Raw genomic sequence first — 21,944 nt, 5'->3', positions numbered from 1 at the left:
GCCGTCGGCCGTGTCTTCCGCCAAGGGCGATGACACGGCCGGCGGCCTTTCGCCCGGGGCCGGCCAGGACGCCCTGGAGCGAGCCGGGGCAGTGGGGGGCGGCGGATGCCGCCGAGCACCACCGCGGACAGCTCACGCGTCGAGTCATCCGTTCCGGTCACACCGGACGTGAAGATCACGATCTGCAACCGGACCACCGAGCGCCTGCCCGACTGCGAGGCGGTCCCCGTGCGGCACCGCCGAACGTCCGTCGCCCGCCTCTCGCCGTTCCTGCGAGGAAAACCCGTTCGGCCGCCCGTCCTTCACTTCATCAGCCGCTGTGCACATGCCCGCGTAGACCTATCGGCCGACCGAACAGGCCGGGCGCATCGCCCACTTGTAGCGTCGAATTCGCGGGTGCCGGAAGGCTCCGCATTTCCCTGCCTGCCGAATTTCGCAGAGGCAGGCGGACAGCCGAAAGGGCAACGAGCCGATGCTCAGTGAGACGACGTCGAAAGTGACCTGGGGGACGATTGCCATCGCCGTCTCCCTCGCGTTTGCCATAGCCGCCCCGGCACCCTCTCGGGACCCCTCCCCACAGTCGGCTCCGCCTCCGGCATCGGCCGACCGTGACGTGGCAGCCTCGGCGCCGGCCCATGCTCCCGCGGGGTCCCGTCGGACAGGGAAATCGGAAACCGCCATGCAGCGGCTCAGGGACGGGCTCATCGAATGCGCCTCCGAGGAACCCCGGCTCGCCCACGCCCTGACCCGCGACATAGCCCGGTCCCTGGCCGGTCGCGCCAGTCGCGCCTCGATCGTGTTGTACGACCGGACCACGCACACTTCCTGCTCGTACCGCGTCGACAAGCACTACGACTCGGCGAGCATCGTCAAGCCGATCGTCCTCGGCGCGCTGCTCCACGCAAGAGGCGGGGAATTGGCGGAAGAGGAGCAGGACCTCGCCAGGAAGATGATCGAGAATTCGGACAACGACTCGACATACGTGTTGTGGGACACCGTCGGCCCTGACGGCATCCGGCATTTTCTGGACGAGGCCGGAATGTCGAACACCACCATCGACGCAGCCAACCTCATGGGCCTGACGCAGGTCACCGCCAGAGACCAGGCCACCCTGCTCCAACTGCTCACCGGCGAGGACGATGCCGTCCTGGACGAGGAAGAGCGCGCCTACATCCTCGGACTCATGCGGAACGTACAGGACGATCAGCGGTGGGGAGCGCCCGCCGGGGCGCCCTCGGACGCCGCCGTCCAGGTGAAGAACGGATGGCTTCAGCGTTCCGACAAGAACCTCCTGAACCCCTGGGACCGCGGGGACTGGAAGGTCCACAGCATGAGCGCGTTCACCGGCGGCGCCTACGACTACGGCCTGGTGGTCCTCACCGAGAACAACCGGGTCCCCGAGGACGAGCATCCGGATGTGGGATGGGAGTACGGCATGGACACGATCGAGGGGGTGGCGAAGGCCGTCCACCGGGATCTGTCCGCCGGCCGGTGACGGGGGCGGGCGCCGCTCGAGCATCGGAGTCCTGGGGACGTCTCCGGGACTTCCGGTACATCAACGGACATGGGAGCCGCCGGCCGACAGGCGGGTGACTGGTTGAGGGCCCGTACCGGCAGTGCGCCGGTACGGGCCCTCGCGCGTCACCCCAGCCGTTGGCCTTCTGCTCCCTGCCCCGTGGCGAAGTACCGCACCAGCTCGGGGTCCAGCGGCGGCACCTCGTACGGCGTGCCGCCCTCGCGCAGCGAGCGGGTCGCCATCGCTCCCGCGGCCACGCTCATCCGGGCCGCGACCGGTGACGTGTCGGTGAGGCCGCCCACGCGGACGAAGCGGCAGAACTCCTCGACGATGCGTCCGTCGGCGCCGCCGTGGGATCCCTTCGCCTCGGGGACGCGGTGGACGACATCGGCGTCCGCGCGGTACGCGGACGGTCCGGTGTTCCACACCCGTACCTCGTCCCCCGGCCGGTCGCCGAAGTTCTCCAGCCGGCCCTCGGTGCCGATGACCGTGTAGTTGCGGAAGTAGTCCGGGCTGAAGTGGCATTGCTGGTAGGCGGCGATCACCCCGTTGTCCAGCTGCATGTTCATCACCGAGACGTCCTCGACGTCGACGATGTGGTGCAGGTCCCTGCGGGCGGTGGGCGGCCAGTCGAACTCGCGCAGCCAGCCCTCGGGCCGCGGCGTGTCCGGCGCACGGCGCGGAAGGTCGCCGTAGACCATCAGGTCGCCCAGCGCGTTGACGCGCCGGGTGTAGCCGCCCGCCAGCCAGTGCACCACGTCGATGTCGTGGGCCGCCTTCTGCAGCAGCAGCCCGGTGGTGCGGCGCCGGTCGGCGTGCCAGTCCTTGAAGTAGTAGTCACCGCCGTACGAGACGAAGTGCCGCACCCACACGGTCTTCGGCTCGCCGATGTCGCCCCGGGCGATGATGTCCCGCATCAGCCGGACGACGCCCATGTGCCGCATGTTGTGGCCGACATACAGCCGGGTGCCGGTCTCGTGGGCGGTGCGCAGGATGGCGTCGCACTGCTCGACGGTGATACCGAGCGGCTTCTCGACATAGACCGCCTTGCCCGCTTTCAGTGCGTCGCAGGCGATGGCCTCGTGCGTGTCGTCGGGGGTGGCGACGATCACGGCGTCGACGGTGCCGTCGTCCAGCAGCCGGCGGTGGTCCTCCACCGCGACCGCACCCGCGTACAGCTCGGGCACCTGGGCGCGGACGGCAGGGTCCGTCTCGGCGACGGCCACCACCACCGAACCCTGGCCGGGTCGGTGGGCGGCGGTCGCCAGGTTCCTTCGCAGGCCGAGGCCGATGACTCCGATACGGAGGTCTTCCACGAGGGGAATCCTGTTCTGGTAGGGGCGGGGGCTACTTGCTCGCGGCGATGGTCTGCTCGTACTCGCGGCGCATCGCGTCACCGGCCTCCCGCCGCCACTTGGGCAGGACCTCCGACTTGTACGAGGACAGCGGCTTGCGGCCGGCCACGATGTCCTTGACCGCGGTGTACAGGCTGTCGGACGAGGAAGCGCCCTTGTTCGCGAAGGTGTTGGAGAAGAATCCGTTCGTCGGGTCGGTCCGGCCGATCTTCATCAGCTCGATCTCGGTGGCGTGGACGGACCGGGTGACGTCCGGCTTGCCGGGCAGGTACAGCGTCTGCGGGCCGTTGCCGAAGAAGGTGATCGCCTGCCGGGTGGTGAGGACCTCGGCGTTGCCCTTGGTGTTCAGCACCACATCGCCGTCCCTGGACCGGGTGTGGTGGGTACCCTCCAGGCCGTTGTCCAGGAAGAGCCGCTCCTCGCTGCCGAACGGGGCACTGAGGTAGTTCATGATCTTCAGCAGCGTCTCCATGCGGTCCTTGCCCACCTGCTTGTTGATGGCGGTGAAGCCGACCGAGCCGTAGCCGTAGGAGTAGCTGGGCGTCATGCCCTTCTCGGCGGCGAAGGGGACGACGACCTTCGCGGGCCAGTCGTACATGCTGCTGTCGTTGAGGAAGCCGGGGAAGGACTGGACGTGGAGGCCGAGGAAGCCTCCCTCCATCTTCTCCAGCGTGGTGGGCAGGTTGGGGTCCGGCCAGAAGAGCTGCGCCTTCTGGCACCGGAGGGCGAACTCGATGCCGGCGAAGAACTCGTCGGTCTCGAAGAGGTGGGTGAGCCTGCCACCGTCCAGGCTCCACTTGTTGGGCGCGCCGTGCCACATGGCGAACTGGTTGATGTGGTTCACGTACGCCGGCTCCAGGACGTACTTCTTCCGCTTGGTGTCGAGGAGCTCCTTGGCCTTGTCGAAGAAGTCCTGGGCGTCGGCGAACTGCACGCCGCCGACCGGCTTCCAGAAGTCCTCGTTGGCCACATAGACCTGGCCGTGGCGGCCGTAGGGGACGGCGAGTCCCCAGATCTTGCCGTTGAGGACGGCGGTGCGCCAGGCGAAGTCGGGGATGTTCGCCAGGTTCGGGTACTTCTTCACGGCGTCGCCCGAGAGATACGGGGTCAGGTCGTGGAACTTCGCCTCCAGGAGGGCGGGCACGTTCTTCAGACCCTGGTTCGGCGGGAACCACATGAGGTCCGGCAGTTCGCCGCCGGCGATGGTGGCGTTGAACTTCGCGCGGTAGACGTCGTCGGCGCCGAGTCCGTTGACGATCGTCATCCGCAGCTCGGAGCCGAGGCGCTTGTTCAGCTCCTGCCAGTAGGCGTTGCGGTTCATTGCCGGGGCGGCGGTGGTGAAGGTCTCGGTCAGACAGGTGACCGGCTCCCCGTCGCCGGGCATCTCGGCGACGCTCCTGACGAGGTCCTTGGGGTAGCGCACATATGCGGGGTCGAGTCCTTGGGCGTTGCCCGCGAGGTCCGGCGCAGGGACCTTGGCCGGCACGTACGTCGGCAGCCGGAGCTTGGCCGACGCCTCCGCGCCGCCGCTGCCGCCGGTGGCGCCGGACCCGCAGGCGGTGAGGGCACCGGCGCCGGCGACGGTGAGGCCGACGGCTCCGGCGGCACCGAGGAAACCACGGCGGTCGAGGTCTACAGAGGGCATGACTCTCCTTCGGGCGGAGCTGTTCGAACCCGGGGGTTCGACGGAGCGGATGAGGGCTGGGGCGTCAGGCCTTGATGGCGCCGGTGAGCACACCCTTGACGAAGTACTTCTGGAGGAAGGGATAGACGGCGATGATCGGCAGCACCGCGAGGATCAGCACCGCCATCGACAGCGCCGTGGTGGCCGGCAGCACGCTCACGCCCATCGCCTTGGCGTTGAACGTGTCGCCCTGCAGCACGTACGAGCGCAGGACGACCTGCAGCGGCAGCTTGTCGGGATCGTTGATGTAGAGCATCGCGTTGAAGAAGCTGTTCCAGTACGTGACCGCGTAGAACATGCCGACGACGGCGATCACCGCCTTCGACAGCGGCAGCACGATCCGGCACAGGACCGTCAGTTCACCGGCGCCGTCGAGCCGGGCGGCCTCGTGCAGTTCGTCGGGGATGCCCTGGAAGAACGCCCGGACCACGATGATGTTGAAGGCGTTGAGCATGATCGGGGCGATCATGGCGCCGTAGGTGTCGAGCAGACCCAGCTCCTGGACCACCAGATAGTTGGGGATGATGCCGGGTGTGAAGAGGAAGGTCCCGACGACGATCAGCAGCAGCGGCTTGCCCGCGAACGTGCCGGGCCGGGAGAGCCCGTACGCGAGGCAGATCGTGCACAGCAGGCTCAGTGCGGTACCGACGAGGGTCACTCCCACGCTCACGAGCGCGGCTCGCGTGATGACGCCGCCGGAGAGGACCACGCGGTAGGCCTCGAGAGTCGGGTGGTCGGGGAAGAGCACGTAGCCGCCGTTGGCGGCGAGTTCGGCCTTGGTCGCCAGACTCGTGCCGATGGCGAGCAGGAAGGGATAGCCGACGGCGACGATGATCGCAGCAATGACCACGAGCTTGAGGCCCTGACCTGCCAGGCTGGGCTGCTCCATCCAGACCGGCCGGTCTGCGACGACGCGGCGGTTGCGGCGGTTGCGGCGCAGGTACGCGGATATCGAGGGTGCGCTCATCGGTAGACCCCTTGCTCGCCGAGACGGTGGGCGGCCTTGTTGGCGAGGACGATCAGGATGAATCCGATGACGCCCTTCATCAGCCCGGCGGCGGTGGACATCCCCCAGTCCCCGTCGACGACGCCGTGGAAGTAGACGTAGGTGTCGAGGACTTCCGCCGCATCCCTGCCGACCGCGTCGCGCTGGAGCAGGATCTGCTCGAAGCCGACGGAGAGGATGTCGCCGAGGCGAAGGATCAGCAGCATGATCATCACCGGCCGGATACCGGGCAGGGTGATGTGCCACATGCGGCGCAGCCATCCGGCACCGTCCATGGCGGCCGACTCGTAGAGAGAGTTGTCGATGGAGGCCATGGCGGCGAGGAAGATGATCGCGCCCCAGCCGGCGTCCTTCCAGACAGCCTGGGAAGTGATCAGCAGGATGAACGTGTCGGGGTTGTTCATGATGTTGCCGACCGGCACGCCGTTGTCGTTGAGCAGGCTGCTGACCGTGCCCGCGCCCCCGAAGACCTGCTGGAACATGCCGACGACCACGACCCAGGACAGGAAGTGCGGCAGGTAGACCACGGTCTGCATCAGCCGCCGGGTCCCATTGCTGATCAGGGAGTTGAGGAACAGCGCGAGGGCGATGGGGGCGGGGAAGTACAGGATCAGCTGGACGGCGCTGATCTCCAGGGTGTTCCATACCGCCGACCAGAACTCGGGCTGTTCGAGCAGCGCGGTGAAGTTGGCCCAGCCGACGAACGGGCTGTCCTGGAAGCCCAGGTAGGGCTGGTAGTCCTGGAACGCGATGGTGTTGCCCGCCAGCGGCAGGTAGAAGAACACCGCGAAGTACAGGATCCCGGGGAGACAGAGCAGCAGGAGCACCCGGTCGCGCCGGAGGCGCTCCCGCAGGGGGCGCCGTACGGCCTGTGCCCGGGGCTTCGCCGTTGGTGGATGCGCGGTGCCCGGTTCGCCTGCGGGCGGCGAGGGCGGGCGGGGCATGACCGGGCGGGGCGAGGAAGCTGACGCGGCGGCCGGCACTGTCACCTCCAGCGTCGAGGGTGGGGGATGGATTGCGCGCAGTGACGCAGTGAGCGACCACGGGGCTCGTGAATCTTGCAACAATGTGCCCACTCGCGACAAGAGATGCTCGCCAAGTATTCAGAACTTGCACTTTTGAACAAACTAGATGTCGGTAACGAGCAGCAACGATCAAGCCCACCCTCGGGAAAACTCGCCATTGACCTGGGGGGCATCCCGGGCGTTCCATGGACATAAAGGACACATAAGGTGCTGACCAGGAGGCGGCCCACCATGACCACCCGTACAGACATCGATCAACACCCTGACCTGGCCGAGATGAGGTCCCGCTTCGAGCGCGCGACCTCGAACCCCGCCGCCCAGGCCGTCGAAGCCCTGGCACTGCTGACCGGCGTGTATCTCGCGGCATCGCCGTGGATAGCCGGATTCAGCAATCTGACCGCTCTCGCGGTGACCAACCTGATTCTCGGTATCGCCTATGCGGCATGCATGGGCGGCTTCGGATCCGCGTACGAGCGCACCCACGCCATGGCCTGGGCGGGATGCGCCATAGGCGTGTTCACGATCATCGCCCCGTGGATCGTCTCCGGGAACGTCGACACCACTCGCACCGTCGTCAACAACGTGATCGTCGGCGCGGTCGCTCTGCTCTGCGGTCTGGCCATGGCGGCCGGCGGCAGGAGCGGACGCGGGCAGGGCATAGGTCCCTCTGCGATGAGCTGAACCTGTCGCACCCTGCGCGAAGGTCCCGGGACGAAGGGAGTTCCGGGACCTTCGTCATGCCGGTGGTCCGGACTTCGTCAGGGGCGGGGAGCAGGACGCGCGGGCAGCAGGAGGCAGTCAAGGCCCCGGCGGCACCCCGCCCTTGAGCCGTTCCAGGTCGTCAGGGCGGACCTGGATGGCGAGCAGCGCGATCACCGCGGCGATGGCCGTGAAGATCGCGGCGGTGACGAAGGCGGCGGAGACGCCGGAGGTCAGGACCTCGTCGCTCCAGGGGGGCGGGAGCTGGCCCGTGCGCTCGAACTGGAGCCGCTCCATTGGCGTCGCCTGGGACAGGAAGGCCGGGACCTGGGTCTCGGCCTCGTTGGTGCTTGCCGTGCCGAACACGGTGACCAGGATGGACAGTCCGAGCGAACCGCCCACCTGCTGCGTCGTGTTCAGCAGTCCGGACGCCGCGCCCGACTCCTGGACCGGCACCCGGGAGAGGGCCATCAGCGTGAGCGAGACGAACTGCATGCCCATCCCGAGGCTGAACACCAGCATCGGCCCCAGAATGCTGCCCAGGTAGGTCGAGTGGATGTCCGTCAGGGTGAGCCAGGACAGTCCGGCGCACGCCAGCAGCGCGCCGGTCACCATGAACGGCTTCGGCCCGTACTTCGGGAGCAGTTGGGAGGCTAGCCCCGCCCCCACGGCGATCACCGCGCTGACGGGCAGGAAGGCGAGTCCGGCCTGCAACGGGCTGAAGCCCAGCACGTTCTGGACGAAGAGCGTGAGGAAGAAGAACATGCCGAAGATCGCGGCCGCGAGGCAGAGCATGATGCCGTACGTGCCCGCGCGGTTGCGGTCGGCGAACATGTGCAACGGTGTGATCGGCTGCTTCGAACGCCGCTCGATCATGATGAAGGCGCCTAGCAGCACCACGGCGGCGGCGAACGACGCCAGGGTGATCCCGTCGCGCCAGCCGTCCCGCGCGGCCCGGATGAACCCGTAGACCAGCGCCACCATGCCCAAGGTGGACGTCAGCGCGCCGAGGACGTCGAAGTTCCCGGGATGACGCTCGGACTCCTTGATGTAGCGCGGAGCTGCCAGGGCAATCAACAGCCCGATCGGCACATTGACGAACAGGATCCAGCGCCAGTCGAGCCATTCGACGAGCATGCCGCCCGCCAGCAGTCCGATCGCGCCGCCGCCCGCGGAGACGGCAGCGAACACACCGAAGGCCCGGTTGCGTTCCGGGCCTTCCTTGAAGGTGGTGCTGATCAGCGCGAGCGAGGTCGGGGAGGCGATGGCGCCGCCGACGCCCTGGAGCGCGCGGGCCGCGAGCAGCTGGCCGGCGTTCTGCGCCAACCCGCCGAGCAGCGAGGCGAGCACGAACAGCAGGATGCCGAAGATGAAGACGCGGCGCCGGCCGAGGATGTCGCCGGCCCGGCCGCCGAGGAGCAGGAGCCCGCCGAAGGTGAGCGTGTAGGCGTTGACCACCCACGACAGCGCCGTGGTGGAGAAACCCAGCGAACTCTGGATATGCGGCAGTGCGATGTTCACGATGGTGATGTCGAGAACCACCATCAGCTGGCAGGAGGCGATGACGAGTAGGGCCATTCCGTGCCCGCCACCCTTGCCGGGGGCGGTGTCATGCACGGCTGAGGTCGGCTGCGGGCTCGTCATGGCGCATCAATGCCTCGGTCGGGTGATCCCTTCCGGGAATCACCCGTTTGGCAGGTTTACGAGGACGGTTCCGTCCACTGTTCGACGTTAAGCCCGGGGAATGAGGGTCACCAGTCGATCATGAGCGGTCGTCGGCAGGTTCCTGGACGAAGGCGCGCAGGGCGGCGGTGAGCTGCTCGGGCTGGTCCTCGGCGATGAGGGTGCAGCTGTCCTCGATCTCCAACAGGCGTCCCTGCGGCAGCAGTTCGGCCAGTCTGCGGCCGTGCTCCCTGGGCATCATGCGGTCGTCGAGTGCCCAGACCACGAGTGCGGGCCGGTCGAACGACCGCAGGCCCTCGGCCGCTTCGAGCAGTTCGGTGCGGCGCACACCCAAGTTGTAGCGGCGGAAGTCCTCCCTGATGGCCTTGTCGGTCCGCAGCGGCCGCAGCCAGCCGTCGACGATCTCGTCGGGCACCGGATGCTTGACCAGTGCGCCGATACCGATCGGCAGTCGGCGCAGCGCCCGCAGTCCCAGCACCTTTGCCATCAGGGCGACTCCGCCCGGCACTTTGCACACGAGGGAAATCATCTTGCCCGGGGCGCCGGGCGGGTAGTTGTCGAACGCCTCGCAGGAGATCAGGACCAGCCGGGCGAGGCGCTCGGGATGACGTGCGGCAACGGTCTGGGCGCGCCCGCAGTCGCTCTCGACGAGGGTCACGTCCCGCAGATCCAGGCGCTCCATGAACTCCACGACGAGCGCGATGACCGCGTCGGGGTCGAGCGGCACGTCGGGGCGCATGGGGGTGCGGTGCGAGCCGTACGGCAGGGTCGGCGCGATGCACCGGTGGTCGGCCCGCAGTCCCGCGACGACGGTGCGCCATACGGTGGCGTCGTGGACGAGACCGTGGAGCAGCAGGACGACGGGTCCCGGGCCGCCGGTGTCCTCGTAGTGGATGGTTCCTGCGCTGAGTTCGATCTCCGGCATGGCGACTCCGTCCGCTGGCTCCCCTGCAACGGACAACGATGCTATTCCCCGGGATCGGGCGACTGCCGAGGGGTTACGAGGCCCGTGGCGGAGGTGCGCGTGCCGCCGGTCAGGGCAGCACTGCCGTCCCGTCCATCTCGACCAGGCATTCCTCGTCCCAGAGCCGGACCACGCCGATCACCGCCATCGCCGGATAGTCGCGGCCGGCCAACCGGCGCCAGATCCTGCCCAGTTCGACGGCACGGGCGCGGTAGTCGGCGACATCGGTGGCATAGATCGTGACCCGGGCGAGGTCGTGCGGGGTGCCGCCGGCCGCGGCGAGGGCCGCGAGCAGGTTGGTGAGGGCGGTCTCGAACTGCTCGGGGAGCGTGCCCCCGACGACCTTCCCGTCGGTGTCCAGCGCGGTCTGGCCGGCCAGGAAGACGAGCCGGGTGCCGGAGGCGGTGACGGCGTGGGAGAAACCGCTGGGGGGCGAGAGTTCGGCCGGGTTGTGCCGTTGCAGGCTCATGCGGAGGCCTCCTCGGCGCTCGGGTCCACGTCCGGGAGCAGTCCCTTGTACAGCTCCTTGGCAATGATCGCGCGCTGGACCTCGGTCGCGCCCTCGTAGATCCGGGGCGCGCGGACCTCGCGGTAGAGGTGTTCGAGCAGATGACCGCGCTGGAGCGCGCGGGCGCCGTGCAGCTGGACTGCCGCGTCCACGACGTACTGGGCGGTCTCGGTGGCGAGCAGTTTGGCCATCGCGGAGCGCCGGGGCACATCGGCAGCGCCCTCGTCGTACGCGCAGGCCGCCGCGTAAACGAGCAGTCGTGCGGACTCCGTGCGGGTGGCCATTTCGGCGACGGTGTGGGCAACGGTCTGCAGGTCCTTCAGGGGGCCGCCGAACGCCCGGCGCGTGGCGGTGTGGGCGAGGGCCGCGTCCAGCGCCGCCTGGGCCATGCCGACCGCGAAGGCGCCGACGCTGGGCCGGAAGAGGTTGAGGGTGTTCATCGCGACGCGGAAGCCGCGGTCCGGCTCGCCGAGCACGTCGGCGGCGGTGACGGACACGTCGTCGAAGGTCAGCGCGCCGATCGGGTGCGGGGACAGCATGTCGAGCGGGGCTCCGGCGAGTCCCGGGCGGTCGGCGGGGACGAGGAACGCGGTGATGCCGCGGGCGCCCGCGGCCTCGGTCGTCCGGGCGAAGACGGAGTAGAAATCGGCCTCGGGGGCGTTGGAGATCCAGCGCTTCTCGCCGCTCAGGCGCCAGCCGCGGCCGTCCGGCACGGCCTTGAGGGCGAGGGCCGCCGCGTCCGAGCCGGCGTCGGGCTCACTCAGCGCGAAGGCCGCGACGGCACGGCCTGCGGTGATCTCAGGGAGCCAGCGCCCGCGCTGGGCGTCGGTACCCGCCTGGACCAAGGGGTAGCTGCCGAGTCCCTGGAGGGCGAGGGCGGTCTCGGCCTCGGTGCAGCTGTACGCGAGGGACTCGCGGAGCAGGCACAGTTCGAGGGCTCCCGCCGTGAAGAGGCGTTCCAGCAGGCCCAGTTCGCCGAGTGCCGACACCAACGGGCGGTTCACGTGACCCGGTTCGCCCTTCTCGGCGAGCGGGCGCAGTCGCTCACGGGCGAGGCGGCGCAGTTCCGCACACCAGGCGGTCTGTGCCGGATCGAGTGAGAATTCGGGCATTCGATCCCCACTTCCGAGGGTCGGGACCCCGCGGTGGTGTCCCGGATGGCAGCTTCCCGGGAAAGCACTTTATCGCGGACCGTTGACTGTCGTCACCATCACGATACGCTCGTTTGGCGACGCCGACCCGACAAGGGGGCGAACCATGGAGCTGACACCATCGGCCCACCTCGACACGTTTCCGCGCGACCATCTGCCGCCCGCAGGACAGTGGCCGGAACTCCTCTTCGACCTGCCCTCGCTCCAGTACCCGCAGCGCCTGAACTGCGCGGTCGAGCTCCTGGACCGCACGATCGCGCGCTTCGGCGCGGACCGGCCGGTCTTCCGCACCGGGGGCGGCGAGGTCTGGACGTACGCGGAACTGCGCGAGCAGACCGACCGGATCGCGCACGTGCTCACCGCCGAGCTGGGGCTGGTCCCCGGCAACCGCGTCCTGCTGCGCGGGCCGACGACGCCGCATCTGGTGGCGTGCTGGCTCGCCGTGCTGAAGGCCGGCGGGGTGGCGGTCACCGTATTGGCCCAGCAGCGGGCGAAGGAACTGGCGACCGTGTGCGAGATCGCCGCGGTCCGCCACGCCCTGTGCGACGTTCGGGCGGTCGACGACCTGGTCAAGGCCGAGGTGCCGGGTCTGCGGATCACGACGTACGGCGGTGACGCCCCCGACGACCTGCTGCGGCTGGCCGCGGCGCGGCCGCCGCAGCCGTACCAGCCGGTGGCGACGGCCGCCGACGACGTCGCGCTGATCGCATTCACCTCCGGGACGACCGGCCGGCCGAAGGGCTGCATGCACTTCCACCGGGATGTGCTCGCGATCGCCGACACGTTCTCCGAGCACGTGCTGCGGCCGGAGGCGGACGATCTGTTCGCGGGCAGTCCGCCGCTCGGCTTCACGTTCGGCCTGGGCGGACTGGTCGTCTTCCCCATGCGGGCCGGGGCGGCCACGCTGCTGCTCGAACAGGCGGGTCCCACGCAGCTGTTGCCCGCGATCGCCGAGCACCGGGTCTCGGTGCTGTTCACGGCGCCGACGGCCTACCGGGTGATGCTGGACGGGCTCGACGGGCACGACGTCCGCTCGCTGCGCCGCTGTGTGTCGGCGGGCGAGAACCTGCCCGCCGCCACATGGCAGCACTGGCACGAGCGGACCGGCCTGCGCATCATCAACGGCATCGGCGCCACCGAACTGCTGCACATCTTCATCTCCGCAGCGGACGAAACGATCCGGCCCGGCACCACCGGGGTCCCGGTGCCCGGCTGGCAGGCGCGTGTCGTGGACGAGGAGGGCCTGCCGCTGCCGGACGGCGAGCCCGGCCTGCTCGCCGTGCGCGGGCCGGTGGGCTGCCGCTATCTGACCGACCCGCGGCAGACGGAGTACGTGCGCGACGGCTGGAACATCACCGGGGACACCTACGTGCGCGAACCGGACGGCTGGTTCCGGTACGTCGCACGCGCCGACGACATGATCATTTCGGCCGGGTACAACATCGCCGGGCCGGAGGTCGAGGACGCCCTCCTACGCCACCCGGACGTCGCGGAAGCCGCAGTCGTCGGGCGCGCCGACGAGTTGAGGGGACAGATCGTGGTCGCGTACGTGGTCCTGCGGGACGGCGTCGCCCCCGGCCACGAGACCGCCGATGCCCTGACCGCGTCCCTGAAACGGCGGCTGACCCCGTTCAAGTGCCCGCGGAAGATCGTGTTCCTCGACGCCCTGCCCCGTACGCCGACCGGCAAGCTGCAGCGCTTCCGGCTGCGAGCCCTAGAGTGATCACGTGGCCGAGCAGCACACTCCCCGATCCCTCATCGTCACCCTGTACGGCGCGTACGGACGCGAGCGCCAGGGGTCCCTCGCCGTGGCCGAGCTCATCCGGTTGCTGGGGACACTGGGCGTCGACGCGCCCTCGGTGCGTTCCTCGGTGTCCCGGCTCAAACGCCGCGGACTGCTGACCCCCGAACGCACCGAGGACGGCGCCGCCGGATACGCCCTGTCCGACGACGCCCGCCAGCTCCTCGACGACGGCGACCGTCGTATCTACGCACCCTCCTCGGCCGACCTCTCCGACGGCTGGGTCATCGCCGTCTTCTCCGTTCCCGAGGCCGAGCGGCACAAGCGCCATCTGCTGCGCTCGCGGCTGATCAGGCTCGGCTTCGGGGCCGCGGCGCCGGGCGTGTGGATCGCGCCCGCCCGGCTGTTCGAGGAGACCCGGCACACGCTGCGCCGACTCCAACTGGACGCCTATGTGGACCTGTTCCGCGGCGAGCACCTCGGCTTCGCGGCCACGGCGGAGGCGGTCGCCCGCTGGTGGGACCTCGCGTCGATCGCGAAGCAGCACGAGGAGTTCCTCGATCTGCACGAACCCGTGCTGCGCTCGTGGGAGGCGCGTCAGGACACACCCGCCGAGGACGCCTACCGGGACTATCTCCCGGCGCTGGACTCCTGGCGGCGGCTGCCGTACGCGGACCCCGGCCTGCCCGCGGAGCTGCTGCCCCAAGGCTGGCCGGGCGGTCGGAGTGCGGACGTCTTCGCACGGCTGCACGCGCGGCTGCGGGACGCGGGGGCGGAGTTCGTGCTGCGCTGAACCACCGCCACGCCCGCGGTCAGCGCAGGGTCAGCCGTGGCTTGGGGGCGTCGGTACGGCCTGTCGGGGGTGTGCGGCTGCCGGCGCGGTACGGCAGCGGCCAGGGTGCGGCATCGCCGGTGTAGCCCTGCTCGGCCGCGGCGTGCAGCGTCCAGTGGGGGTCGTACAGATGCGGTCTGGCCAGGGCACAGAGGTCGGCGCGGCCGGCCAGCAGGATCGAGTTCACGTCGTCCCAGGAGGAGATCGCACCCACCGCGATGACGGGGACGCCCGCCTCGTTGCGGATCCGGTCGGCGTACGGCGTCTGGTACGAGCGGCCGTACTCGGGGTGTTCGTCGGGGACGACCTGGCCGGTGGAGACGTCGATGGCGTCGGCACCATGGGCGGCGAAGGCGCGGGCGACGGCCACGGAGTCCTCGGCGGTGGTGCCGCCCTCGGCCCAGTCGGTCGCGGAGATCCGCACCGTCATGGGCCGCTCCTGCGGCCAGACCTCGCGCATCGCGCCGAAGACTTCGAGCGGGAACCTCAGCCGGTTCTCCAGGGAACCTCCGTAGCCGTCCGTGCGCCGATTGGTCAGCGGGGAAAGGAAACCGGAGAGCAGGTAGCCGTGCGCGCAGTGGAGTTCGAGGAGGTCGAAGCCGCTGCGGGCGGCCCGGCGCGTGGCCGCGGCGAACTGCGCACGGATCTCGGCGAGTCCGGTGCGGTCGAGCGCGTGCGGGATCTGGTTGACGCCGGGGCGGTAAGGGAGCGGGGAGGCGGCGGACAGTGGCCAGTTGCCCTGTTCCAGCGGCTGGTCGATGCCTTCCCACATGAGCCGGGTGGAGCCCTTGCGGCCGGAGTGGCCGAGCTGGACGCCTATCGCGGTGCCGGGCGACCGATCGTGGACGAAGTCGGTGACGCGGCGCCAGGCGGTGGCCTGTTCGGATGTGTAGAGGCCGGTGCATCCCGGGGTGATCCTGCCCTCGGGGCTCACGCACACCATCTCGGTCATCACCAGGCCCGCACCGCCGAGGGCGCGGGCGCCGAGGTGGACGAGGTGGAAGTCGCCGGGGAGGCCGTCCTCGGCGACGTACATGTCCATGGGTGAGACGACGACACGGTTGCGCAGGGTCAGACCGCGCAGCCGGAAGGGGGTGAACATGGGCGGGGTGCCGGGCGGGCAGCCGAAGTCCCGCTCGACGGCGCCGGTGAAGGAGGCGTCGCGCAGCCGCAGATTGTCGTGGGTGACCCGGCGGCTGCGGGTCAGCAGGTTGAAGGCGAACTGCCGCGGCGGCTGGTCGAGGCAGGTCGCCAGTTCCTCGAACCAGCGCAGGCTGGCGGCGGCCGCACGCTGGGTGGACTCGACGACCGGGCGGCGCTCGTTCTCGTACGCGGCGAGGGCGGCGGGCAGGCCGGGCTGTTCGTCGACGCACGCGGCGAGGGCGAGGGCGTCCTCGACGGCGAGCTTGGTGCCCGAGCCGATCGAGAAGTGCGCGGTGTGGGCGGCGTCGCCGAGGAGGACGATGTTGCCGTGCGACCAGCGGTCGTTGACGACGGTGCGAAAGGCGGTCCAGGCGGAGGAGTTGCCGCGCAGCGGGCGTCCGTCGAGGGCTTCCGCGAAGATCTTGGCGCAGCGGGCGGCGGAGTCCTGCTCGTCCAGTTCGTCGAAACCGGCCGCCCGCCAGACCTCCTCGCGCATCTCGACGATGACGGTGGACGCCCCGGCGGAGAACGGATATCCGTGCAACTGCATGACGCCGTGCTCGGTCTCCGCGATCTCGAACCGGAAGGAGGGCAGGGCGAAGTCGGCCGCGAGCCAGATGTAGCGGCAGCGGTGGGTGGTGATCCGGGGTCCGAAGACGTCGGCGTGGGCCTCACGGGTGACGCTGTGCACGCCGTCCGCGGCGACGACGAGATCGTGCGAGGCGGCGAGCACGGCGGCGGGCGGCGCCTCGGCACAAAAGCGCAGGTCCACGCCGAGGGAGGAACAGCGCTCGTGCAGAATCTCCAGCAGCCGGCGCCGGCCGAGGGCGGCGAAGCCGTGCCCGCCGGAGGTCAGGACGTGCCGGCGGTGGACGATGTCGATGTCGTCCCACCGGACGAACTCGTCCGTGAGCTCCTGGTGGACGACGGGGTCGGCATGCTCGATACCGCCGAGGGTCTCGTCGGAGAGGACGACGCCGAAGCCGAAGGTGTCGTCGGGTGCGTTGCGCTCCCAGACGGTGATCTCGCGGGCGGGGTCGAGACGCTTGAGCAGGGCTGCGGCGTACAGACCACCGGGGCCGCCGCCGATGACGGCGACGCGCAGGGGGCGGCCGGGCGCAGGCGGGCGCATCAGCGGCCCTGCCATTTGGGCGGGCGCTTGTCCGTGAAGGCCGCGTGGAACTCCGCGTAGTCCTCGCCGTTCATCAGCAGCGCCTGCGTCGCCGCGTCCATCTCGACCGCGGCGGCGAGCGGCATGTCCAGTTCGGCGGTGAGCAGCGCCTTGGTCTGTGCGTACGCGAGCGCCGGGCCGTCCGCGAGCCGGCGCGCGAGCTCGGCGGCTCGTTCGTCCGCGTGCCCTTCGTCGACGAGCTCGCTGAGCAGGCCGATCCGCTCGGCCTCCGGTGCGCGGACCGGTTCACCGAGCATCAGCAGCCGGGTGGCATGGCCGAGTCCGACGACGCGCGGCAGCAGATACGCCGCGCCCATGTCGCCGCCGGACAGGCCCACCTTGGTGAACAGGAAGGCGAAGCGTGCCGAGGGATCGGCGATCCGGAAGTCCGCGGCCAGGGCGAGCACCGCGCCCGCCCCCGCCGCCACCCCATGGACCGCGGCGATCACGGGGAACGGGCACTCGCGGATCGCCCGCACCACCTGGCCGGTCATCCTGTTGAAGTCGAGCAGCTGCGCGGTGTCCATGGACAGCGTCGCGCCGATGATCTCGTCGACGTCTCCGCCCGAGCAGAAGCCGCGCCCCTCGCCTCCGAGGACGAGCGCCCTTACGGACCGTTCCCGGGAGAGTTCGGCGAGCAGATCACGCAGGTCCGCGTAGGCGCCGAAGGTGAGGGCGTTGAGCTTCTCGGGCCGGGCGAGCGTGACGGTGGCGACGCCGTCGTCCCTCGTCAGCCGTAGATGGCGCCATCGCTCGGTGGGCGTCGCGGAACCGGAAAAGGGGCTCATGGATTGGGGCCTCCTTCGGCGGGCGGTCAGCTGCTGCCTGCCCTTCGAAGTTATCACCGATCTATGACTGTCGTCACGGTTACGCAATAGCAGGGTTGTGACACTGCGAGGGTCCCGTTGCGGTTCTGGCACGGTCCCGGCCGCAGCGGCCCCGGACCCCTTGTCCGGTCCTGTCCCTTCGTAGGGTGAGCAGACCAACGCCACCGAACGGACGTCCACCTTGCCCGAAGCCTCCGTACCCGCCTCCTGGCGCATCGCGCTGCCGCACACCGCCGCGGCCGTACCCATGGCCCGCGCGATGATCCGAACCGCGCTGGCGGACCTGGAGGCATCGGCGGACAGCGCCACTGCGGAGCTGCTCACCGCGGAGCTGGTGGCGAACGCCGTACAGCACACTCCGGGCGGGTCACCGATAGAGCTCGTGGTCGAGCTGCTGCCCACCGGCTGTCAGGTCGAGGTGCACGACGCCGCCCCGGAACCGCCCGGCGATCTGTCCCGGGCGGCTCCGGCCCACGCTCCCGATCCCTGGCAGGAGCACGGCCGCGGACTGCTGCTCATCCGCGCGCTCAGTTCGGACTGCGGCCATCGTCCGACCGCGTGGGGCAAGGCCGTCTGGTTCACCCTGCCCGCGCGGCACTGACGGGTTCGGCGGCACCCTCCTTGCCCCCGGCGCCGGCCTCGGCATCCGCCCACGCCGCGGCGTCCTGACCGGGGCGGGCGGCGAGCCGGGAGTGGCGGCGGCCGTAGAGCGCGTAGACGAGAGTCCCGGCCACCAGGAACACCGCGAACTGCACCCACGTCGGCCAGCCCGTGCCCCAGATCAGGTAGAGGCAGCACAGGACGCCGAGCACCGGAGTCAGCGGGTAGAGAGGCACCCGGAAACTTCTCTCCGTGTCCGGGTGGCGACGGCGCAGCCCGATCACCGCCACATTGACGGCGACCATGACGGCGAGCGTGCCGATGGTGGTCAGATTCATCACCACGTCGAGCGGGACGACGGCCGCGGGGACGGCGAACGTCGCGGCGACGATCCAGGTGTTGGCGACCGGGGTCGAGGTCTTCGGGGAAACCCGCGCGAAGACACGGGGGATCAGCCCGTCGCGGGACATCGCCAGCAGGATGCGGGTCTGCCCGTACATCACGGCGAGGACCACGGAGGCGATGGCGACGACCGCGCCGAAGGCGATGACGCCGCCACCGACCGTGGAGCCGGTGACATCGTTGACGATCAGCGAGAGCGCCGCCGGCTTGTCGGCGACGTCGTCCGCGGACATCGCGCCGATGGCAGCGAGCGCGACCAGGCAGTAGAGCAGGGTGACGATCCCGATGCAGATCATGATCGCGACGGGGATGGTGCGCCGGGGGTTCTTGACCTCCTCGCCCGCCGTGGTGATCGCGTCGAAGCCTATGTACGAGAAGAAGGCCAGGGACGCGCCGGAGGTGATGCCGGCGACATGGTGCGGGGAGAACGGCGAGAGGTTGTCCGAGGTGTAGGCGGTGAACGCGACGGCCACGAACAGGATCAGGATCGCGATCTTCACCACGGCCATCAGCGCCGTGGCACGGGCACTCTCCCGGATGCCCCGCACCAGCAGCAGCGCCGCGAGGGCCATGACGACGACGGCGGGGACATTGACGATCCCGCCGTCGCCCGGCGGGCTCGACAGTGCGGCGGGCAGCGAGAGGCCGGTGACACTGTTGAGCAGTTCGTTCAGGTACTGGCCCCAGCCGACGGCGACGGCGGAGGCGGAGACGCCGTACTCGAGCAGCAGGCACCAGCCGACCAGGAAGGCCGTGCGTTCGCCGAGGGTGGCGTAGGCGAAGGAGTAGGAGCTGCCGGAGACCGGGATGGCGCTGCCGAGTTCGGCGAACGAGAACGCCGTGAAGATGCAGGTGACGGCGGCGAGCACGAAGGAGACGACAACCGCGGGGCCCGCCTCGGCGACGGAGTCGGACAGGCCGACGAAGATACCGGTACCGACGATGGCGCCGACACCGAAGCACACGAGCTGGAAGAGCCCCATGCTGCGTTCGAGGCCGTGGCCCTCGATGTCCGCGCCGCCGTCGGCGACGAGCTGGGCTGGGCTTTTGATACGCATGAGGTCGTTCTTCTCTGCTGTGGTGCGGGCGGTGCGGGGTGGTGCCGGGGCCGTTCGAGGGGCGCCGCAGGGGCGTCACCGCGTTGAGGGGCGGGCACAAGGAAGTGGGGCCCGAGCGCGAGCTCGAACCCCACCGATGGCGGCATGCTAACCGCCGTCGCGCATGCTCACCCAATTCGGCGTATGGCTATTCACCGGCCAGGGTCGCCACCATGACCGCCTTGATGGTGTGCATACGGTTCTCGGCCTCGTCGAAGACCACCGAGTGGTCGGACTCGAAGACCTCGTCGGTGACCTCGAGTTCGGTCAGCCCGTGGCTCTCCTGGATCTCGCGCGCGATCGTGGTGCCCAGGTCGTGGAAGGCGGGCAGACAGTGCAGGAACTTCACGTCCGGATTGCCCGTGGCCCGCAGCACGTCCATGGTCACCGCATAGGAGCGCAGGGCCTTGATCCGCACGTCCCAGATCTCCGGGGGCTCCCCCATCGACACCCACACGTCGGTGCCGACGAAGTCGGCGCCGCGCACTCCCTCGGCGACGTCCTCCGTGAGCGTGATGCGGGCACCGCTCGTTTCCGCCAGCAGGCGAGCGGCAGCGACGATGTCCTGCGCCGGCCAGAAGGCCTCGGGTGCGACGATCCGCACGTCCATGCCGAGCAGGGCTCCGGTGACGAGATAGGAATTGCCCATGTTGAAGCGGGCGTCACCGAGGTAGGCGAAGGAGATCTGCTCCAGTGGCTTGTCGCTGTGCTCGGTCATCGTCAGCACGTCGGCGAGCATCTGGGTGGGGTGCCACTCGTCGGTGAGCCCGTTGTAGACGGGCACACCGGCGTACGCCGCCAGCTCTTCGACCGTGCCCTGGGCGTCACCACGGAACTCGATCGCGTCGAACATCCGGCCGAGCACCCGGGCGGTGTCCTTGGCGGACTCCTTCTTGCCGATGTGTGAGCCGGCGGGCTCGATGTAGGTCGTCGACGCGCCCTGATCGGCGGCCGCGACCTCGAAGGCGCAGCGCGTACGCGTCGAGGACTTCTCGAAGATCAGGGCGATGTTCCTGCCCCGGAGCCGCTGCACCTCTGTGCCCGACCGCTTGGCGGCCTTGAGGTCGGCCGCCAGGGAGATCAGGGCACGGAACTCCTCCGCAGTGAAGTCCAGTTCCTTGAGGAAGTGGCGGCCTTCGAGATGTATGGCCATGGTTGGCTGCTCCTGGGTCGCAATACGCGGTGACCGTGGAAGTGTATACGACGCCTTGCATCGCTATACAGGCCCTTGTTGCCCTGGCCTCGACCGGCCGGGCGCACCTACTGGACGGCCTCCCGCTCCACCGGGCAGCTCATACAGCGCGGCCCACCCCGACCCCGGCCCAGTTCACTGCCGGGGATCTCGATCACCTCGATGCCCTGCTTGCGCAGATGCGTGTTCGTGGTCACATTGCGCTCGTAGGCCACGACGACTCCCGGCTCCACCGCGAGCACATTGCAGCCGTCGTCCCACTGCTCGCGCTCGGCGGAGTGCACGTCCTGCGTCGCGGTCAGCACCCGGATGTCCTTCAGACCGAGGGCCGCCGCGATCGCGTCGTGCATCTGCTCCGGCGGATGGTCGCTGACCTTGAGCCCGCCACCGGCGTCGGCCGGTTCGATGGTGTACGAGCGGAGCATGCCCAGACCGGCGTACTGCGTGAACGTGTCAGCGTCGACCATGGTCATGACGGTGTCCAGGTGCATGAGCGCCCGCCGTTTGGGCATGTCCAGGGCCACGATCGTGCGGGCGGAGCCGGCCGCGAACAGCCCACGCGCAAGCATCTCCACGGCCTGCGGGGTGGTGCGCTCGCTCATCCCGATGAGCACCGCGCCGTTGCCGATCACCAGCACGTCGCCGCCCTCGATGGTGGAGGGATAGTCGTCCTGCCCCTCCGACCAGTGGTGGAACGGACCGGCCTCACCGCTGACGAAATGCGGATGGTGCTTGTAGATGGCCTCGAAGTGCACCGTCTCGCGCTGCCGGGCCGGCCAGCGCATCGCGTTGATCGAGACGCCGTCGTAGATCCACGCCGAGGTGTCACGGGTGAACAGATGATTGGGCAGCGGGTGGAGCAGGAAGTCGTCCAGGTCCATCACATGGAAGCGGACCGACGTGGGCTCGGTGTGGCCCGCCAGGAACTCGCGCTTGGTCATCCCGCCCACCAGCGCCTCGACGAGCTCCTGGGTCGGCAGCTCGTCGAAGGCCTCCCGCAGATGGTCCGTGGCGAGCGGCCCGTACTCCTTCTCGTCGAAGACCCGGTCCAGCACGAGCTTTCGGGCCTCGGTGATGTCCAGCGTCTCACGCAGCAGATCACCGAAGAGATGCACCTCCACCCCCCGGTCGCGCAGCACGTCCGCGAATCCGTCGTGCTCCTGACGGGCCCGGCGGACCCACAGCACGTCATCGAAGAGCAGTGCGTCCTTGTTGCTCGGCGTGAGCCGCTTCAGCTCCAGATCGGGCCTGTGGAGGATGACCTGGCGAAGTCGCCCGGTCTCGGAGTCGACGTGGAATCCCATGTCTCCATCCTGGCCGCGCGCGGGCCGGTTCACCCGGCGAATTG

18 protein-coding genes are annotated in these 21,944 nt (G+C 69.5%); 5 read left to right on the top strand and 13 right to left on the bottom strand.

Annotated features, from left to right (window positions below; translation table 11 throughout):
• The first annotated feature begins 679 nt into the window (after positions 1–679).
• On the top strand, positions 680–1,495 hold the full coding sequence (locus tag AC067Z_RS08865; protein ID WP_478788775.1) for a serine hydrolase: 816 nt from the start codon (positions 680–682) through the stop codon (positions 1,493–1,495).
• Between the two features lie 146 nt (positions 1,496–1,641).
• Here AC067Z_RS08865 and AC067Z_RS08860 read toward each other — a convergent pair whose 3' ends face one another.
• The 4 genes from AC067Z_RS08860 to AC067Z_RS08845 all read right to left on the bottom strand — a co-directional run bounded on the left by AC067Z_RS08860 (position 1,642) and on the right by AC067Z_RS08845 (position 6,505).
• Positions 1,642–2,832, bottom strand: a complete 1,191-nt coding sequence (locus AC067Z_RS08860; protein ID WP_478788774.1) for a Gfo/Idh/MocA family protein — start codon at positions 2,830–2,832, stop codon at positions 1,642–1,644.
• Positions 2,833–2,863: 31 nt separating this feature from the next.
• Entirely contained in the window at positions 2,864–4,516 is a 1,653-nt protein-coding gene (locus AC067Z_RS08855) for a type 2 periplasmic-binding domain-containing protein (protein WP_478788773.1), read from the bottom strand.
• 64 nt (positions 4,517–4,580) lie between these two features.
• Positions 4,581–5,522 carry a carbohydrate ABC transporter permease gene (locus AC067Z_RS08850; protein ID WP_478788772.1) on the bottom strand — a complete coding sequence of 314 codons (942 nt, stop codon included), beginning with the start codon at positions 5,520–5,522 and terminating at the stop codon, positions 4,581–4,583.
• Positions 5,519–6,505 (bottom strand): ABC transporter permease, encoded by a 987-nt coding sequence (locus tag AC067Z_RS08845; protein ID WP_478788771.1) that lies wholly within the window; start codon positions 6,503–6,505, stop codon positions 5,519–5,521. Before AC067Z_RS08845 ends, AC067Z_RS08850 begins: the two co-directional genes overlap by 4 nt.
• Before the next feature lie 312 nt (positions 6,506–6,817).
• Between AC067Z_RS08845 and AC067Z_RS08840 the strand changes: the two genes are divergently transcribed.
• A complete protein-coding gene (locus AC067Z_RS08840; RefSeq protein WP_478788770.1) occupies positions 6,818–7,267 on the top strand; it encodes an SPW repeat protein in 450 nt (149 codons plus the stop codon).
• Between the two features lie 117 nt (positions 7,268–7,384).
• Here the strand turns inward: AC067Z_RS08840 and AC067Z_RS08835 are convergent, their stop codons facing one another.
• The 4 genes from AC067Z_RS08835 to AC067Z_RS08820 form a co-directional block, all read right to left on the bottom strand.
• The gene (locus AC067Z_RS08835) at positions 7,385–8,863 is read right to left on the bottom strand and encodes an MFS transporter (RefSeq protein WP_478788769.1); all 1,479 of its coding nucleotides are present in this window, start codon (positions 8,861–8,863) and stop codon (positions 7,385–7,387) included.
• 184 nt (positions 8,864–9,047) lie between these two features.
• Positions 9,048–9,893, bottom strand: coding sequence for an alpha/beta fold hydrolase (locus AC067Z_RS08830; protein WP_478788768.1), 846 nt, complete (start codon positions 9,891–9,893; stop codon positions 9,048–9,050).
• Between the two features lie 109 nt (positions 9,894–10,002).
• The gene (locus AC067Z_RS08825) at positions 10,003–10,401 is read right to left on the bottom strand and encodes a RidA family protein (protein ID WP_478788767.1); all 399 of its coding nucleotides are present in this window, start codon (positions 10,399–10,401) and stop codon (positions 10,003–10,005) included.
• Entirely contained in the window at positions 10,398–11,552 is a 1,155-nt protein-coding gene (locus tag AC067Z_RS08820; RefSeq protein ID WP_478788766.1) for an acyl-CoA dehydrogenase family protein, read from the bottom strand. Before AC067Z_RS08820 ends, AC067Z_RS08825 begins: the two co-directional genes overlap by 4 nt.
• Before the next feature lie 145 nt (positions 11,553–11,697).
• On the opposite strand from AC067Z_RS08820, the gene AC067Z_RS08815 reads away from it, so the two are divergent.
• Both AC067Z_RS08815 and AC067Z_RS08810 read left to right on the top strand, forming a co-directional pair.
• A complete protein-coding gene (locus AC067Z_RS08815; RefSeq protein WP_478788765.1) occupies positions 11,698–13,314 on the top strand; it encodes an AMP-binding protein in 1,617 nt (538 codons plus the stop codon).
• Between the two features lie 4 nt (positions 13,315–13,318).
• Positions 13,319–14,125 carry a PaaX family transcriptional regulator gene (locus AC067Z_RS08810; protein ID WP_478788764.1) on the top strand — a complete coding sequence of 269 codons (807 nt, stop codon included), beginning with the start codon at positions 13,319–13,321 and terminating at the stop codon, positions 14,123–14,125.
• Positions 14,126–14,144: 19 nt separating this feature from the next.
• On the opposite strand, the gene AC067Z_RS08805 is transcribed toward AC067Z_RS08810, so the two are convergent.
• Both AC067Z_RS08805 and AC067Z_RS08800 read right to left on the bottom strand, forming a co-directional pair.
• Positions 14,145–16,439 (bottom strand): bifunctional salicylyl-CoA 5-hydroxylase/oxidoreductase, encoded by a 2,295-nt coding sequence (locus AC067Z_RS08805; protein WP_478788763.1) that lies wholly within the window; start codon positions 16,437–16,439, stop codon positions 14,145–14,147.
• The gene (locus AC067Z_RS08800) at positions 16,439–17,266 is read right to left on the bottom strand and encodes an enoyl-CoA hydratase family protein (RefSeq protein WP_478788762.1); all 828 of its coding nucleotides are present in this window, start codon (positions 17,264–17,266) and stop codon (positions 16,439–16,441) included. The genes AC067Z_RS08805 and AC067Z_RS08800 overlap by 1 nt, the downstream gene beginning before the upstream one ends.
• 220 nt (positions 17,267–17,486) lie before the next feature.
• Between AC067Z_RS08800 and AC067Z_RS08795 the strand changes: the two genes are divergently transcribed.
• A complete protein-coding gene (locus AC067Z_RS08795) occupies positions 17,487–17,906 on the top strand; it encodes an ATP-binding protein (RefSeq protein ID WP_478788761.1) in 420 nt (139 codons plus the stop codon).
• On the opposite strand, the gene AC067Z_RS08790 is transcribed toward AC067Z_RS08795, so the two are convergent.
• The 3 genes from AC067Z_RS08790 to AC067Z_RS08780 form a co-directional block, all read right to left on the bottom strand.
• The gene (locus AC067Z_RS08790) at positions 17,884–19,365 is read right to left on the bottom strand and encodes an amino acid permease (RefSeq protein WP_478788760.1); all 1,482 of its coding nucleotides are present in this window, start codon (positions 19,363–19,365) and stop codon (positions 17,884–17,886) included. The genes AC067Z_RS08795 and AC067Z_RS08790 overlap by 23 nt on opposite strands.
• 187 nt (positions 19,366–19,552) lie before the next feature.
• Positions 19,553–20,557 (bottom strand): ornithine carbamoyltransferase, encoded by a 1,005-nt coding sequence (gene argF, locus AC067Z_RS08785; RefSeq protein ID WP_478788759.1) that lies wholly within the window; start codon positions 20,555–20,557, stop codon positions 19,553–19,555.
• A gap of 107 nt (positions 20,558–20,664) precedes the next feature.
• The gene (locus AC067Z_RS08780; protein ID WP_478788758.1) at positions 20,665–21,900 is read right to left on the bottom strand and encodes an arginine deiminase; all 1,236 of its coding nucleotides are present in this window, start codon (positions 21,898–21,900) and stop codon (positions 20,665–20,667) included.
• Positions 21,901–21,944: the final 44 nt, after the last annotated feature.

It is taken from the genome of Streptomyces sp. NPDC043812 (genome assembly GCF_056436245.1).
The sequence above is the reverse complement of the archived record's forward strand: the minus strand, read 5'-3'. Positions and strand labels throughout refer to the sequence as shown.